Source organism: Streptomyces sp. YIM S03343 (genome assembly GCF_054729195.1).
In genome coordinates this window covers 5,808,149-5,824,689 of the sequence record NZ_JBPUKX010000001.1, presented here as the reverse complement: position 1 = coordinate 5,824,689, position 16,541 = coordinate 5,808,149, and the positions used below count along the sequence as shown (strand labels likewise).

At 68.1% G+C, this 16,541-nt stretch carries 8 protein-coding genes; 5 read left to right on the top strand and 3 right to left on the bottom strand.

The features are described 5' to 3' along the window. Window positions 1-28: 28 nt before the first annotated feature. On the top strand, window positions 29-1,264 hold the full coding sequence (locus tag ACSYGN_RS25435; protein ID WP_460399424.1) for a DNA cytosine methyltransferase: 1,236 nt from the start codon (window positions 29-31) through the stop codon (window positions 1,262-1,264). Between the two features lie 27 nt (window positions 1,265-1,291). Here ACSYGN_RS25435 and ACSYGN_RS25430 read toward each other — a convergent pair whose 3' ends face one another. Genes ACSYGN_RS25430 through ACSYGN_RS25420 form a run of 3 tightly spaced genes read right to left on the bottom strand, consistent with a single transcriptional unit; the run spans window position 1,292 to window position 5,270 of the window. After that, on the bottom strand, window positions 1,292-2,173 hold the full coding sequence (locus ACSYGN_RS25430) for a DUF6339 family protein (RefSeq protein ID WP_460399422.1): 882 nt from the start codon (window positions 2,171-2,173) through the stop codon (window positions 1,292-1,294). Beyond that, window positions 2,170-3,162: a hypothetical protein gene (locus ACSYGN_RS25425; RefSeq protein ID WP_460399420.1), complete on the bottom strand. Its 993-nt coding sequence runs from the start codon at window positions 3,160-3,162 to the stop codon at window positions 2,170-2,172. Before ACSYGN_RS25425 ends, ACSYGN_RS25430 begins: the two co-directional genes overlap by 4 nt. Beyond that, on the bottom strand, window positions 3,159-5,270 hold the full coding sequence (locus ACSYGN_RS25420) for a helix-turn-helix transcriptional regulator (protein WP_460403725.1): 2,112 nt from the start codon (window positions 5,268-5,270) through the stop codon (window positions 3,159-3,161). The genes ACSYGN_RS25425 and ACSYGN_RS25420 overlap by 4 nt, the downstream gene beginning before the upstream one ends. An 858-nt stretch (window positions 5,271-6,128) precedes the next feature. Here ACSYGN_RS25420 and ACSYGN_RS25415 point away from each other — a divergent pair. The 4 genes from ACSYGN_RS25415 (at window position 6,129) to ACSYGN_RS25400 (ending at window position 16,539) form a co-directional block, all read left to right on the top strand. After that, entirely contained in the window at window positions 6,129-6,488 is a 360-nt protein-coding gene (locus ACSYGN_RS25415; RefSeq protein WP_460399418.1) for a hypothetical protein, read from the top strand. 93 nt (window positions 6,489-6,581) lie between these two features. Further along, window positions 6,582-11,369, top strand: a complete 4,788-nt coding sequence (locus ACSYGN_RS25410) for a DEAD/DEAH box helicase (RefSeq protein WP_460399416.1) — start codon at window positions 6,582-6,584, stop codon at window positions 11,367-11,369. Further along, window positions 11,366-13,303, top strand: coding sequence for a UvrD-helicase domain-containing protein (locus tag ACSYGN_RS25405; RefSeq protein ID WP_460399414.1), 1,938 nt, complete (start codon window positions 11,366-11,368; stop codon window positions 13,301-13,303). Before ACSYGN_RS25410 ends, ACSYGN_RS25405 begins: the two co-directional genes overlap by 4 nt. Continuing rightward, window positions 13,300-16,539 carry a helicase-related protein gene (locus tag ACSYGN_RS25400; protein WP_460399412.1) on the top strand — a complete coding sequence of 1,080 codons (3,240 nt, stop codon included), beginning with the start codon at window positions 13,300-13,302 and terminating at the stop codon, window positions 16,537-16,539. The genes ACSYGN_RS25405 and ACSYGN_RS25400 overlap by 4 nt, the downstream gene beginning before the upstream one ends. Window positions 16,540-16,541: the final 2 nt, after the last annotated feature.

Here is a 16,541-nt window from a genome sequence, read left to right as displayed (position 1 = left end):
TGGTTCCCCGGCCGGCTACACTCCCCCCATGACCCACGCACCCCATCCGTACGCAGGCCCCGATTCCCCCGTGATCGTCGATCTTTTCGCGGGACCGGGGGGGCTGGACATCGCGGCCGAGGTGCTCGGAGTACCCGCAATCGGTATCGAATGGGATAGATCAACCCGCGCCACCCGGCACGCCGCCGGTCTCCGCACCACCGCGGAGGGCGACGTGGCGAAGATGAACCCGCTGGATCCGGAGGTGGGCTCGGCTCGTGTCCTCACCGGAGGCCCGCCCTGTCAGACCTACTCGGTGGCTGGCAACCGGGAGGGTCACAAGGCGCTCGACGAGGTGACCGACCTCGCCGAGCGCGTGGGGGACTGCCACACGGTCGCAAAGCTGGAGAAGACCTGGGCCGAGGTGGAACGCAGAGCAGTCGAGCTGGCGTGGGCCGACGAACGCACGGGGCTGGTGCTCCAACCCCTGCGGTGGATCGTCGAGAAGCGGATCAAGTCCGTCCCCTACGAGGTCGTGATTCTGGAGCAGGTCCCGACCGTCCTCCCCGTGTGGAAGAAGTACCGCGAGATCCTTCGCGAGCTGGGCTACGACGCGGAGTGCGGCATCCTGCACACCGAGGAGTACGGGGTGCCGCAGACGCGCCGCCGCGCAGTGCTGATCGCCCGTCACCGGGGCGACGACGGCGGCCATGGGGTGGCCTTCCCGCCGCTGACGCACCAGCGGTATCACAAGGGGGCGCAGCGTCTGTCCGCCGCCCGGGCGGAAGCCGCGACAGAAGCGGCCGACCCGGGGCAGAAATCGCTCTTCGACGGCCCGGACCTGGGTGCCCGCCCGGTACGGCCCTGGGTCTCCATGGGCGACGCGCTCAAGGAGTCGCGCTCCACGGACTTCGTCGTCCGCTCCAACTACGGCTCCGGGGGCGACCCCAAGAAGCGAGGACTCCGCACCTCCCACTCGCCCGCCGCCACCGTCACCGGCAAGGTGCGCCGCAACACGCTGTTCGACCTCAAGGGCTTCAACGCACAGGGCGAGCCCGAACTGGGGCCGGAACAAGACCGCTTCACGTTCCGCGAGGCCGGCCTGCTGCAGACTTTCCCCGCGGAGTACCCCTGGCGGGGCACCGACGTGGCGCAGCAGATCGGCAACGCGATCCCACCGCTCCTCGCCGTGAACGTCCTGTGCGCCGCCCTGCGGCTGGACGACGGCCACAAGGAACGCGCCGTCGAGGCGCTGCGGTCCTGGCGGCCTCCGCAGCCGCAGTAGGAGCCGCAGCCGCAGTGGGGGCGCGGATCAGTCGTCCTCCATGTCCTCCTCGCTCGCTTCCTTGCCCCGCACGGGCGCGTCCGCGAAGAGTTCCGTGAAGTGTTCCGTGAGACGTTCCACCGACGTCTCCGGGGCCCGCTCCTCCACAGGCCCGACGGGGAGGGAGTGGCGGTGCACCGTGACACCCGTCTCCGCCTCGTCGATCCATCTCCGCACGGCACCTGTGTCCCGCTCCGCGTCCGGGGCGATCACGTCGTACATCAAGGTCGCGGCGGCCGCGTTGACGGCCTTGCCCAGGGCGTTCGCGTCGCGGCCCGTCCGCACGACCTCACGCCGCATCAGGTGGACCAGTGCCTGCGCGGTGGGCCGATGGTCGATGACATCCAGCCTCAGCACCGTGTTCAGCATGTCCTGGTTGCCGCAGGCGATCTCGACGGGTTCGTAGTCGGGCCCGTCGCGGAACAGTTCGGCGGACCACCAGAGCCGGGCGAACGCCTGCTTGTGGTACGGGCCCTTGAAATAGCGCGCGTTGACGGTCTTCCGCTGCTCGGAGAGGTGCCGCCAGACCACGAAGTCGGGGGCGACCCCGAGGGCGAGGTAGTTCCACAGCGCGGGGTCCGCGGCCTCGGCACGCGTCAGGCGAAGGGTCGCGTGCAGTCGGGGAGCGAGCCAGGCGTCCGCCTGCGTCGGGCGGTCGTCCCGATACACGTACATCGCGTCCTCGATCAGCTCCCGTACCGCGCGCAGTCGCCATCGCGGGCTCTCGGGCAGCGGCACGGCGGCCTCGTTGAGCGCGATCACCGGGACGTTGTCCTTCCCCGCGAGGAGGCCGTCCGTGAGGAACCGCACGGCCTCCTCGTCGGAAAGCCGGGCTAGATGTTCCGGCAGGTAATCGGGGGCCTGGGTCATACCTCGTCCTCACGCTTGAGCTTTTCCAGACTGCGTACCGTGTCCGAGAGTGCCCTGGGCAAGTCGGCCCTGCGCATTGCCGCGTACTGGATGCGCGGTTGCAGCTCGGTCCATCCCGTCGGGCCCGTACGGCGGCGGTGCACCTCGCGCAAGGCGTCCTCCAAGGTCCTATCGGGCACGACATCGGGAAGCATCTCCCTGAGCACCTCGCCCTGCCAACCGTGCGGGAACAGCGGGGTCCCGTCGTCCTCCATCTCCAGGTCGCCGACGGCCGAGTGGAAGACAGCGATCCACACGTCGGCGGCCATCTGGGACACCATCATCTCGTTCACCAGCGCCTCGGGGCCCCGCCCCTCGGCCCCGAGGACGTCCGTGATGCCCGCGAAGTCGGTGTTGATGTGCACGGTGGGCAGCATCCCAGACGCGTTCACGATCCACGGAGCGTCGGTGAACTTCCGCAGCCAGCCCGGCCCCTTGGCGAAGCCGACCTCCTTGATGTCAAAGCTCTGCTCCCGCGCCGGTGTGTCGCTCCTGGCATCGACGATCCAGTCGTCGGCCGCCTCCGCGATGATCCGTCCCTGCACTCCGTCGACCGTGGCCACCACCTGGACCGTGAGGGTGGCGCGGTCGAAGAGGTCGGTACGCAGCACGTGCAGATCGCCGCGCCACTCGCGTCCGCCCTCGGCCTCGGGGGCGAGCTTCACGGTGACGCGGGTGTTGGTGGTCCTGTCGGTTAGCACGGCGACCACCACGACGTCTGACCAAGGGCCGTCCGGTTCGGTGGCCTTCGAGGGGATCGTGGCCGAGACGGTCAGCGTGGCCGTCTCCCAGTCCTCCGTGTCGGCCAGGCCGAGGACGACGACACGCTCGACCACGGAGCGTGCCCGGGAGTCGAGCCGTTCACGCGACTGCTCGAGGGCCTTGACGCTCGCCGCGTCCACCCGCAGGGAGACCGTGCCGCGGAGCCGTTCGTACGGGAACACCTTCATGACAGCGACTCCCCTTCCCCGGTGCGCAGTTCGACGACGAGACCGCTCAGGCTGGTCCGGACGGCGTGCGTGGTGGGATCGGTGACGCCGCGGAACACGGCGGAGCGTGCCTCGTCGAAACGCAGTGCGCCGTCCACCACTTGGCAGTTCTCCACGCCTTCGAGCTCCGACCAGGCGACGGCCGGACGTGGGCCGGAGCGCACGTCGAACTTGGCCACCGGCACCAGTCGCCAGGAGTGGCCACCCGCGGGGATCCGAATCTCGCCGGTCACCTCCCAGGCCCCGTCGTCGTGCACCTTGGCGTCCAGATCCTCCAAGACGGGCAGGGTGGCCGCCGAGGGCCGACGCGCCTTCTTCTGAGCGCCGACGGTCAGTTTGGGCGCCAGACGACCGCCGCCCGCCTTGGACTTCTTCTTGGGACGGGCCACCAGCTCCTTGATCGCCGCGTTGGTGTCCCGGGTGAGGGCCGCGATCCTCCGGTAGGCCGAAGGTGAGTAGGTGAGGTTCAACTCCTCCGTCTGTCCCCACTTGTTGTGCTCCGGAGGTTCGGCGGCTCGCAGGAACTCCTCTGCCTCGACGCCGAACGGGGCCCGCGGACCCGCGGCCGTGCCGGCCAACAGGACCGCCTGGAAGGGGTTGACGGACAGCGGCAGGCCGGGAACCGCCGCATCCCGCACCGTCATGCGGTTGCCGCGCATCGCCGCGACGCGGTTCGGCTTACCGTCCGGGTCCTCGGCGTCCGTGACCAGGAGCACGGCGCGGTGCTCTCGCTGGGAGGCCCGTCCGCCGCCCTTGGCCGGCAGGTTGAGCGGCACGGTGACGGCGGCCACCTGCCCGGACTCCGTGAGTTGCTCCACGGTCGTGCCGTCGAGGTACGCCTTCAGGGCGCGGGTGCGGGACGGTTGGGTGACCGTGGGATCCACACGCTGATCCGCGATGACCACCTCGCCGTTCCGCATGGTGCGCACGGAAGCTTCCAGCAGAGGCAGTTGGTCTCCGCCGCCGGTCATGGCGGCCCAGAAGTTCCTGCCCAGCGCTCGCAGGAGCCTCTTGTGCATCAGCACGATGCCGTCGTCCTCATCGTCCTCGTCGCTCTCGTCCGCGAGGCTCGCCACGTCGTGGGCCCCCACGATCAGGAACGAGGTACCGGGCTCAGCACTCTCACGGGTCAGATGGAGGGACTCGACCTGATCCTCGTCCGCCCACCAGGAGCGGGCCACGGCGGCGCCCTCGGACTCCGGATCGGGCCGCCCCAGCCACGCCGGCCCTGCCCAGGGCCGACCGTGGACCTCGCGCCAGGGCAGGTCCAGGCGTCCGATCAACCGGCGCTCGGTGCGGCCCTCGTGCGGTTCCGACAGTGTGGAGTTCATGAGCACGAGGCCCAGTCGGCTCGTGGCCCACAGGGTGGCCTTGCCCAGGCCGTACGAACCGCCCGCCGAACCACCGGACTTGTGGCTGTCGAGCTGACGCCTCACCACCGCGGCGAAGCGACCGTCGCCGTAGTCGTCGCCCGTCAGACCGGCGGCGTTGTAGTCGTCGACGCGCAGCAGGACGAGCCGGTCGCGCTCGTACATGTCGCGCACCCCGGCGTCGATGGTCCGGCCGACCTTCTGCTGCTGGGCGGCGGCTGCCTCGTAGTGGGGGAAGAGGTCGTCCCACAGGATGGCCTCGCGAAACTTCGCCAGGGTCTCCCCGGTCAGCTCGTGCAGGGTGTAACGCACGCGCACCGGACGGCCGTTGTCCCGGAGACGCTCGTCGAGGCTGTTCTGGCAGGTCTCCCGGGCCAGCACGGACACGTCGGCGTCGAAGGCGAACGCGGCGGCGTTGCCCAACTCCCGTCCGCCGTCCAGATGTCCGGGGCGGTGGTACCAGCGGACGGGCAGGCCGGCCTGGGTGTCGCTGGTACGGGTGTGCACCGTGGCCAGATCAGTGTTCAGGGCCCGGGCGATGCCCGCGATGGTCTCGGGACGCGGCGTGGCCCTCCCGGTGATCCACGCCGAGACCGCCGCGCGCGTCACGTCGACGGCTTTGGCCAGTTCGGTCTGCGTCATGTCGGCGAGCTTCAACTGCCGTGCCAGCCATGGGCCGAAGTCCTCGGTTGCTTCCACGGTCACCTGCTCTCGGGTCGTGCGCGTACGTGGGCGGCCAGGCCACCATACCTGGGCATTTGACAGAGTGACCACTGTCAAACAGCCTTTGACAACCTTCTCCGCGGCATCGAAGTGCATTCAAGGTGCAACAGGCCCCATTTCACCCCCTTCATCCCCTTACGTCCCGCCAATGAACACCTCCCTCTCGAACCCCCTTGCGGACTCCCGACACAACCGCTACGGTCTTTCCCAGCGGCCCCACCCGTTCGGTGGAATGAGAATCCCCGAAGCCTTGGTAGAAGTGTGCCGTCTTCGCATTCGACGCATTTCCGACGGTTCACAACAGTCAGTGCGCAGCACCTTTCGCGTGCCCGATGTCGCTCTTTCCCGGACCCCTCACACAAACCCCGCGTCCAATTGTCCGTATTGTCATGTCTCTAACGAAATCCCCTTTCGTCTCTTCATGAAAAGCGCGTGACGCACGCCGGAACCGCCGTCACCGCGGCAGCGTCCGTCCCAACAACCGCACGAGTCACAGCCCGACTCCCCACCGGCCGGGCGCCCGCTCCACCCGACATCCCCAACGACGTCGTTCCACCAGGCCGTTTCCTTCAAGGATCGGAGCCCCGTGTCACCCGAACCGAAGCCTGTGCTCGATACCGTGCTCGATCAGTCCTCCCGCGTTCTCCAGGCGTACGCCGTCGATCCGGGACTCGAACCACGCCCCCAGTTCTGGGGGAAAGCTCTGTCTCGAACCGGATGTGGAGGCTGCACCGACGCAATGTCTGTACGCCGCATGGTGGGGCTTGGAGAAGAAATGGCCTAGCTGGGCCGAGCGTTTCCGTAACAGATTCCGTACAGGGGGGCAAATCCGTGATGGACTTCAGCGAGGAAAGAATCACCTGGATCCTCAGGACGTACGACAGCATTGAGGATCCCGAACAGCGCACCGATTTCTTGGCCGCGTTCGGTATTGCCATGGAGCAGATTCAGCGATGGCGTCGCTGGCAGGAGCGCGAGGCGGCGAGGGGAGCGCGTCCGCATCCCTCGGCCGCACGAGACGCTGGCGTCGAGATCTTCCGCCCGACCAGGCGCCGCCCGCGCTCGGGTCGTCGCGCCCTGACGGCCCCGCCGGGCGGCCCGCAGTCCGCCTCCGTTCGGCACCGCAGGCGCACGCGTTCTCGTGAGGTGCGCGTGACCATCAGCCTCGTCATCGTCCTCAGGTTCGAGAAGTAGTCGCGCGTTCTTACAGCGTTGGTCGCCGGCCGGACGTGCACCGGCCGGCGACCCCTACCTCGTCCCGTCGAAGCATCACTGAAGCAGGTATTCATGAGCGACCAGCAGTCCGGCATCACCTCCAACTCCCCTGTCATCGCAAAGGTTCTTGAGCAGTCGGCTCGGGTTCTGGAGACTTATCGAGTCGATCCTGGACTCGTGCAGGAGCATGCGAACAACGAGAGGCGCATCACCCAGGGTGGTTACGGCGACCGACAGTTGTTCGAGCTCGTTCAGAACGCCGCGGACGAGATTGCTGCCGCACCCGGCGGGAAGCTCCATGTGGTGCTGACAGCCGACTACCTCTACTGCGCGAACGAGGGGTCGCCGGTCACGCCGGAGGGCGCCGAGACAATTCTCCGCATGAGCGTTTCCCGGAAGCGCGGTGGGCAGATCGGCCGCTTCGGAGTCGGTGTCAAATCCGTCCTCTCCGTGAGCGACACCCCCGAGTTCTTCAGCCGCACCGGCAGCTTCGGGTTCGATCGGGTCTGGTCCGCGGAAGAGATCGCGAAGGCCTTGGGGGCGGAGGGAGCGCTGGACATGGACACCCCCGTGCTGCGCATGGCTCGTCCGCTCGACATGGACCAGGAGCGCTCCGACGACCCGATGCTCGACAGCCTGCTCCGCTGGGCCACCACTGTCGTCCGCCTCCCCCTGCTTCCTGGCGCTGCCGAGCGCCTGGGGCACGACATCGCCGGGCACAGGTACCGTGACGGAAGAACGGTCGACGGGTTCCCCACCGGATTCCAGCTCTTCTCCTCCCACGTCGGCCAGGTCCTGCTGTTGGACGACCGTCCCAGGCCGCCGGTGCGGCGCGAGATCACGGTGGAGAACGACGGCATTCACCGGACGATTCGGGAGATCCGTCGAGGCGCGAAGCCGTACATCGCGCAGTGGAGGGTCTACGCCCTCGAACACATTCCGACGGCGGAGGCACGCAGCAGTGCGGGAGAACTCCATGACCGCGGAATCATCGACGTCTCCTGGGCGGTGCCCGAGTACACCGTCAAGGACGGGCTGTTCACCGTGCCCCCGGGGCGTGGCGAATTCTGGTCCTTTTTCCCGACCAAGTACCCCGTCTCCCTGACCGGCTACCTCAACGCCGCGTGGAAGACCAACGAGGACCGGCAGAACCTGCTCGACGGCAGCGCGTTCAACCGCGAACTGCTCCAGGTCGCGGCCCGGCTCATCGTGGGCTCCCTGCCTCAGCTCGCTCCCGCGGAAGACCCTGCCGCTTATCTCCCGCTGCTCCCGGGCAGGACCAACGAGTTCATCAACTGGGCCGACGACTACCTGCTCCGTCAGGTCTGGCAGACGGCGTCGCAGCGCCCCTCGCTGCCCGATCAGAATGGTGAACTGCGCGTTCCGCGCGAACTCCTCATCCACCCCAAGGGCCTCGACGCGAGCTGGCTGCGCATCTGGGCCGAGTACCCGGGGCGTCCGACGAACTGGGTTCACTGGTCCGTCGACGCGACCGATCTGCGCCACGGCAAGATGGAACACATCCTGAGCGTGGAGAAGCAGAAGGCCGAGGACGTCAAGACCTGGCTCGAGGCGCTCGTCGTCGACGGTTCTCCCGAGGCGTCCTGTCATGCCATTCGGATCCTGTCCGCGATGGTGGCCAAGGACCAGGGGGATCGACGTACCTCGGACTCCCCGTTGACGGCGGCGGCTCGACAGTCCCGCATCGTTCTCACGGAGTCCCACGGGATGGTCGCACCCGGCGCCGGAAAGGTCTACCACCGGACGTCCGAGGACGACCTCCGAGACGACATGGTCTACGTGGACACGCGGATTTCCGACCTGCCGGAGATGGGTCGTCACCTGCACGCGGTCGGAATCCGGGTGGCGGACGCCCAAGGGCGCTTCCAGGGAGTGCTGGACCAAGGCTTCGCGGACTACACGAGCCATTCGTGGTCGAAGTTCTGGGTGCTGCTGCGCAGCGCGGGGGGCAACGCCCAGGTGGAGCGTATCCGTGCAAAGTCTCCGAACCCGCTCGGCGTGCTCCAGGTGCGTACCGTGGACGGGCGTTTCCGTCCGATGCGCGACTGCCTGCTGCCGGGCCCTGTCGTGCCCGGTGACGGAAGCCGGGACCGGTCGATTGCGGTGGACCTGGAATTCCACGCGGCCGATCAACCGGTGTTCCGCGACCTCGGGCTGCACGACCGTCCGACATCGGGGCACCGCCCTGATGGTGAGGCCTGGTTCGAGGAATACCAGCAGGCCGTCCACGACGCATACCTCCGGAAGCTGCCTACGAACGCTCCTCGCACTGCGCGAAGCCGCCTCACGCTGGAGGGTGCTCCCCCTGCCGGTCCCCTCCACCTGCTCAGTCTGCTCTCGGAGGAGGGGCGCGCCGCGTTCGTGGCAGCGATCCCCGACGCGGGTGTGGTGGAGAGTTGGACTCGGCAGTACGGCGCTCAGAGCAGTACCCGTACGCCTGTGGTCTCCCCGTTGCGGTGGATGGTGAACAAGTACGGCCTGGTTCGCACCTCCCAGGGTCTGACCCGGATCGCCGAGGCCGTCGGCCCGCAGCTGAAGGAGTACGCCGGTGTCCTTCCGGTCGCGGAAATCAGTCCGGAGAAGGCTAGGAGACTTCGGATGCCCACCGTGGCCGACGAGGTTCCTCGCGCGCGGTGGGGCAAGCTTCTCGATCGCGTGCTGGAGAGCGAGGACGACGCCTTCGTCGGTCGCGCCTACGCCCTGCTGCTGCGAGTCGGCCTGGAGTTTCCCGAGGGGGTCTCGACACGGTGCCGGATCGGGAGTTCCTGGGGGTTTCGTCCCGACGCCGACATCGCCGTCGCGACGAACGAGGCCGACTACAAGGAGCTGATCCGTGAGCAGCTTCCCGCCTTGTTGGTCGCCGACAGGTCGGATGCGGCGACTGCGAAGCAGATGATCGAGGAATGGGGGATGCTCAAGGTCGCCGACGTCATCACCAAGAGCATCCGCAAGGTCGCCAACGGCCCTGCGGTCCCACTGAACGACGAGTTCCCGACCGTGCGCGCGCGGATCGGCAACGCGGTCCAGGGCCGGAAGATCCAGCGCTGCACCGAGCTGGAGCAGACCACCCGCACGCCTCTCGGGAACACCTTGATCCCTCTGTCGGCGGCCAAGCAGGGTCACACCCTGCTCGTGCTGGACTCCCTCAGCCGTCAGGAGGTCCTGGAAGCGGCGGACAAGGAGTTCGGCTGGAACATCGGCCCCGCAGGCTGTCGACAGGTCATCGACCTCCAGACCCGTCAGGAGCAGAACCTGGAGGTCCGCGCCCGGCTGCGCGAGGTGCGCGAAGCCGAGAGCATCATCGACAAGATCGCTCTGCTGATCAGCGAGGAGCAGCTCCGCGGTGAGTTGCCGCCCGGGCTCATCGCCAGCGAACTGAGCGAGCAGGGTGTGGAACCGGATGCGCGACGCGTCGCGGAGATGGCCTTCAACGCCCACGGCGAGTCCGTTCTGCGTATCCACGCACGGGATCTGGCCATGGAGTTCCCCGGCATCGCGCCCACTTCCTTCACCGGTGGTTCAAAGGCGCTGAAGTTTGTCACGGACCTCGGCTTCCCGGACTCCTTCGCAGGGGCCAGGGTCCCGGCGCTCGACCCGCGTCTCGAGGTGGAAGGGCCGTCCGAGTTCCCCGCCCTGCACGACTATCAGGAACAGTTGGCCCGCGCGCTCTTCAACCTGCTGGACAACCCGATGCCGCAGCGTGGCATGTTGAGCCTGCCGACCGGCGCCGGCAAGACACGGGTCACGTCCGAGGGCGTGATTCGATGGATCCGCGAGCAGGGCCGTCTGCGTGGCCCCGTGCTCTGGATCGCGCAGACCGAGGAGCTGTGCGAGCAGGCCGTGCAGAGCTGGAAGTTCGTCTGGTCGAAGGTCGGCGCGGAGATGCCGCTGGTGATCAGCCGGTTGTGGTCGTCCAACGAGGCGACGCGAGTGGACGGGCGTCCCCATCTAGTCGTGGCCACGGACGCGAAACTGCAGATCTGCTTGGAAACTGACGACTACGACTGGTTGCGTGATGCGGCTCTCGTGATCGTCGACGAGGCGCACGGCGCCATGTCACCGCGATACACGTCGATCCTCGAGCAGTTGGGGCTCACGCACCACCGGACCAGCCGTCACCTGATCGGCCTCACCGCCACGCCCTACCGGAACAACGAGGAACTCACCCGGCTACTGGTCCAGCGCTTCGGGAGCCGGATCGACACGGGTGTCTTCGACGGTGACCTCGCCGCTGCGATCAAGCAGCTGCAGCATCTCGGTGTGCTGGCACAGGTCGAGCATCGGGAACTGGCGGGTGCCACGATCCAGCTGAGCGTTGACGAACTGAGCCGGTCCGAGCAGTTCGCCGGTCTCCTGCCCAAGGGGGCGGAGCAGCGCCTGGCGGACGATCACGAACGCAACCAGCGCATCGTGGACGAGATCGCCGCCATGCCCGCCGACTGGCCGGTGCTGGTGTTCGCCACCTCCGTCGCGCACGCCAAGTTCCTCGCGGCCAAGCTGGGGGACCGCGGGATCAAGGCCTCCGCGATCGATTCCGCGACGCCCGCAGCCGAGCGTCGCAAGCGCGTCGACGACTTCCGCAAGGGTGAGATCCAGGTGATCACCAACTACGGCGTACTCACCCAGGGCTTCGACGCGCCTGCGACACGCGCCGTCGTCGTCGCCCGTCCGACCTACAGCGCGAACGTCTACCAGCAGATGATCGGCCGTGGACTGCGCGGGCCGCGCAACGGCGGCAAGGACACCTGCCTGATCCTGAACGTCCGGGACAACATCACCAACTACGGTGAGTCCCTTGCCTTCACCAAGTTCGAGTACCTGTGGGGAGCAGAGCGGTGACGTCGCCCATCCTGGAACAGCACCGGCTCACTCCGGACCAGCAGGCCGTGGTGGACCAGCCGTGGGACGCCCGAGTGCTGGTCACCGCCGGAGCCGGCGCGGGCAAGACCCACACCCTGGTCCGCCGTCTGGACGTGCTCGTGGAACGGGAGGGGTTGGAGGCCGCTGAGATCCTTGTGCTGAGCTTCTCCCAGGCCGCAGTGCGGGAACTGCGCGAGCGCGTCGACCGACACGGAGATGCCGCGCGCCGGGTCCGTGCCCAGACCTTCGACTCCTGGGCCGCGTCGTTGCTGGCTCGGGCGTATCCGAACACGGATTGGAGGGGAACCACTTTCGACCAGCGCATCGAGGCGGCCACCGAGGCCATCGGGCAAGGTGCGGTCGAGGACAGTGAGCAGGGGCCGCCCGGGCACGTGGTCATCGACGAGGTGCAGGACCTCGTCGGGGTACGCCGCGAAATGGTGGAGGAACTGCTCGACCGGTTCTCCCGCAGCTGCGGCTTCACCGTCGTCGGCGACGCGGCACAGGCGGTGTACGGATTCCAGGTGTCGGACCCGAAGCAGCGCGCACAGGAGATGAACTACTTCTTCGACTGGGTGCGCGCCTCCTACGGGGAGGACCTGGTCGAACTGCACCTGGGCGACAACTTCCGGGCCCGCACACCCGAGGCGCGGGTCGCGTTGCCGTTCGGCGCCGCGCTCCAGCAGCTCCCCGGCGACGCGGTGGAGGCCGCTGCGGAGGGGGAGCGGATCCACTCCGAGCTGCGTGCCCGCCTGATGGAAGCCCCGCACTTCGGTGAGCTGACGGAAGCCTTCGTCCAGGACTCCCTTCGTCATTTCCCCGGTACCACCGCGATCCTGTGCCGGGACAACGGGCAGGCCCTGAGAATGTCCGAGCTGCTGGCCGAGGCCGACGTCCCACACACGTTGCAGCGGTCCGCCCAAGACCGCCCGGCCCCGGCCTGGATCGCCGGCCTGCTTGGCGCGACCGGCGCGTCCTCCCTCACCCAGGAGCGGTTCGTCGAACTCCTGGCGGATCTGGAGTTGCCGCCCGAGGTCACCTCGGACGCACTGTGGCGCTCCCTGCGCAAAGTCGCCAGGGGCTCGCGCGCCACCCTGGACATCCCCGCTCTGCACCGCGCGGTCGCCGAGGGCCAGCTGCCCGACGAGCTCACCGCACCCGAGCCCGCAAGCCTGGTGATATCCACGGTGCATCGAGCGAAGGGACTGGAGTTCGACCGCGTCCTGATCGTCGAACCTCCTCAGCTCGTCGCACCCCGCCGCACGGCGAAGAAGAAATACGACTACGACCCGCCCGCTGAGGCACGGCTCCTGTACGTCGCCATGACTCGGCCCCGTGACGACCTGTATCGCCTCGACGCACCCGCCACTTGGTTCCTGCGCAAGGACCAGCGCCTGGACCGGTGGTACGTCGCTGGCCGCAACTCCTGGGCACGTAACGGCATGGAGGCCCTCGGGCAAGACGTGTGCCACGAGCACCCGCCGGGGGTGCACGGCATCCACGAGGATCCGGTGGCACTTCAGAAGTACCTTCGGCATGAGGCGAAGTCGGGGGATCCTGTGGATTTGAAGTTGCTGCACCACCTTCCCGCAGCCGAGGACCAGACCCCGCCCTACGGCGTTGTCCATGCTGGCCTCCCGATCGGCGAGGTCTCTGAGCGGTTCCGCCGCGATCTCCATCGACTCCTGCGCCGCAACGCGGCGTGGGAGGTCCGCAACTGGCCCCACCTCATCACCGGACTCCGCCTGGATGGTGTGGAGAGCGTCGCTGGAAGCACCGCCGCCAGCACCCGTGCCGGCCTCGGGGCGCACGGGTGCTGGCTCGCACCCCGAATCAGTGGCCTCGGACGCTTTCGGTGGGCCGCCGACACTGAATCCAACGACAGTACGTTTTCAGGAGACAGCGACTCGTGAGTACGACGGATTACAAGGCTCACTACGAGCTGCGCGACACCCTCCTCGACTCCCTCCGCACCGACCTGCTGGGACCGGTCGGCGGAGAGCACGAGATCCTTAAGGATGACGCTCCGATCACCGTCTACCCGGTTGGCGTGCTCTTCCCCCAGCCCGAGGACGACGAGGCACGGGCGGAGAACTCCGACGCGGACTCCGAAGTCGACGGCCAGGACGAGGCCCCTCTCACCGCTCGACGGGACGGCGAGGAGGCGTCCCAGGACCTCGGCGTTGCCCTGGCCAATATCCGCAGGCCCTCCTCGATGGGCTTGACCTTCGCTGTGGACCCCGCGATCAGCGGCAGCATCGTGTTGACCGTCCGCGCGGCCACGTATGCTCCCGAGGACTCCGAGGGCAACCCGATCGCGGCCCGCCGCACCGAGGTTCGCAGCACCGAGGAACAGCGGGAGCACTGGCGTCGCGTCGCGTTGCGTCTGGCCCCGGTCGTCGTGGACGTCACCGTCCCCCGCGTCCACGAACCCGTCGCCCTCCACCCGGGCTTGGAGCTGCGCGTTGTGACACGCCCGGCGACCGGACCGCACGGGACGGTGACGGTGACCGTCACCGTGGTCAACAGCCTGCGAGTGGGCAGGTTCGACCTTCGCGACGCGCACTGCTTCTACCAGCCCGTCCTGGAGGCCACCGCCCCGCACGACGGCTCTGCCCCGTTCGTGGAGCGCCCGGCCGCTCTCGGCGCCGTCGACAAGGAGCAGGCGCTCAGCCGCCTGCTCCACCGTCACGCCCCCAGTTTCGCGACCGGCCACGGCTGCGCCGCCCACTGGGACTGGACCCCACCGCCGATCGGCGAGAACGAACACGACCGAGCTGCCGTGGCTGCTGTGCGCACCGAGTTCGTCCCCTCCCACGAGGTGCTGCTCACCGACTCCAACCCTGAGATCGACGACCGCGCACTGACCATGCAGGGGCTGGGCACCGCACCCGACGTCGATATCATCGCCGCGCTGCGCGGGCTGCTGGTCGGCTACGAGGCATGGATCGACGCTCAGACGGCCCAGGCGGAGCCCCTCCGCGGCAGCGAGCACGAGGAGGCCGCCCGGGAACAGCTCGCGCTGTGCCGCCGCGCGCTGCAGCGTATGCACCGCGGTGTGGACCTGCTGGCCGACCCCCGCCGACCCGAGATCATGAAGGCGTTCCGGCACGCCAACCTCGCCATGGCGGAGCAGCGTGCCCGCACCTCGTGGATCAAGGACGGCAAACCAGGAACCCCCGCCGTCGAGAAGGGGAAGTGGAGGCCCTTCCAGATCTCCTTCCTTCTGCTGTGCCTGGAAGGCATCGTGGATGCCAACCACACCGACCGCGGCATCGCCGATCTGCTCTGGTTCCCCACCGGCGGCGGCAAGACCGAGGCATACCTCGGCCTGATCGCCTTCACCACCTTCCTTCGCCGCATGCGCGATGGCGCGGCGGGCGCCGGAGTCACGGTGCTCATGCGCTATACGCTCCGACTGCTGACGCTCCAGCAGTTCGAGCGCGCCGCCGCGCTGATCTGCGCGATGGAGCGCATACGCGCCATGGACCCGAAGACCTTGGGCAGTGAGCCGATCTCCATCGGCATGTGGGTCGGAAAGTCCGCCACTCCCAACACTCTGGACGCCGCGGCCAGGAAGCTCACCGAGCTTCGAGCCGCTCCCGGCAAGCGCCTGGAGAAGGAGAACCCCGTCCAGCTGGAAACCTGCCCTTGGTGCGGCGCCGCCCTGGACGCCAAAGACTACGAGGTCGAGGAACACCTCCTGAGGATGGCAATCCGCTGTCCGGACTCGATCTGCGACTTCCACTCCGGCCTGCCGGTCCACCTCATCGACGAGGCGGTCTACCACGCCCGCCCGACTCTCATCATCGCCACTGTCGACAAGTTCGCCGCCATGCCCTGGCGGCCCGCGACAGCAGCCCTGTTCAACCGGGACCGCGAGGACGGCACCAAGCCGCCCGAGTTGATCGTCCAGGACGAACTGCACCTGATCTCGGGCCCGTTGGGCACGCTCACAGGCCTGTACGAGACCGCCGTCGACGCCCTCGCCGACCAGCCGAAGGTGATCGCTTCGACCGCCACGATCCGCCGCGCCGACGAGCAGGGCAACCACCTGTTCGGTCGCGAGGTCAGCCAGTTCCCGCCAGGGGGATTGGACTCCCGGGACTCCTGGTTCGCCGTGGAGACGCCCCGGGACCGCAAGGCCGCCCGACGCTACGTCGGCCTGTTCACGTCCAGCACCAGCCAGTCCACCCTGCTGATCAGGGTATACGCCGCCCTGCTCCACCGGGCGTTCACCTGCGAGGCACCGGACGAGGTGAAGGACGCCTACTGGACCCTGGTCGGCTATTTCAACAGCCTGCGCCTGCTGTCCGCAGCGGAGCTCCAGGTGCTCGACGACGTCCAGGACCGTTTGGAGTACCTAGCCACCCGCGACGGCGTCAAGCCCCGCCGGATCGACGGCCTCACCGAGCTCAGCAGCCGGGCGAACGCCAGCGACATCCCCAAGCGACTCAAGGAGGTCGAACGGCACCTGCCGATGTCGGACGTTCTGGACGTGCTGCTCGCCACCAACATGATCTCTGTCGGCGTGGACGTGGACCGACTCGGCCTCATGGCCGTCATGGGCCAGCCTCAGACCACCGCCGAATACATCCAGGCGACGAGTCGCGTCGGGCGCCGCCACCCAGGCTTGGTCGCGGTCATGCTCAACTCCACCCGCTCACGCGACCGCTCGCACTACGAGAGTTTCCAGCACTTCCACTCCGCGCTCTATCGGGAAGTCGAGTCCACCAGCGTCACCCCGTTCTCCGCCCGAGCCCGCGACCGCGGACTGCACGCAGTGATAGTTGCTCTCGCCAGAATCCTGCTGCCCGCCGCCCGTCCCAATGAAGCCGCACGCGACATCGACACCTTCGTCGACGATCTGAAGGCCCTCGTCCGCCCGGTCGTCCTCGCCCGCGTGGCCACGGTCGACACCACCGGGACCGAGGTACAGCCCACGGCCCGCGCTTTCGACGCCTTCGTCTCCTGGTGGCAGACCGAGGCAGCAGAACGGCCGAACCTGGTCTACGAGGCTCGGCGCAGCAGCGGCATCCCCGCCCTGCTCAGCGGATTCGACGACGACCCCAACGACACGGCCGGTTGGCCCACCCTGTGGAGCCTTCGCGACGTCGACGCCTCGTCCACCTTCTTCCTGGAGTCGTGACA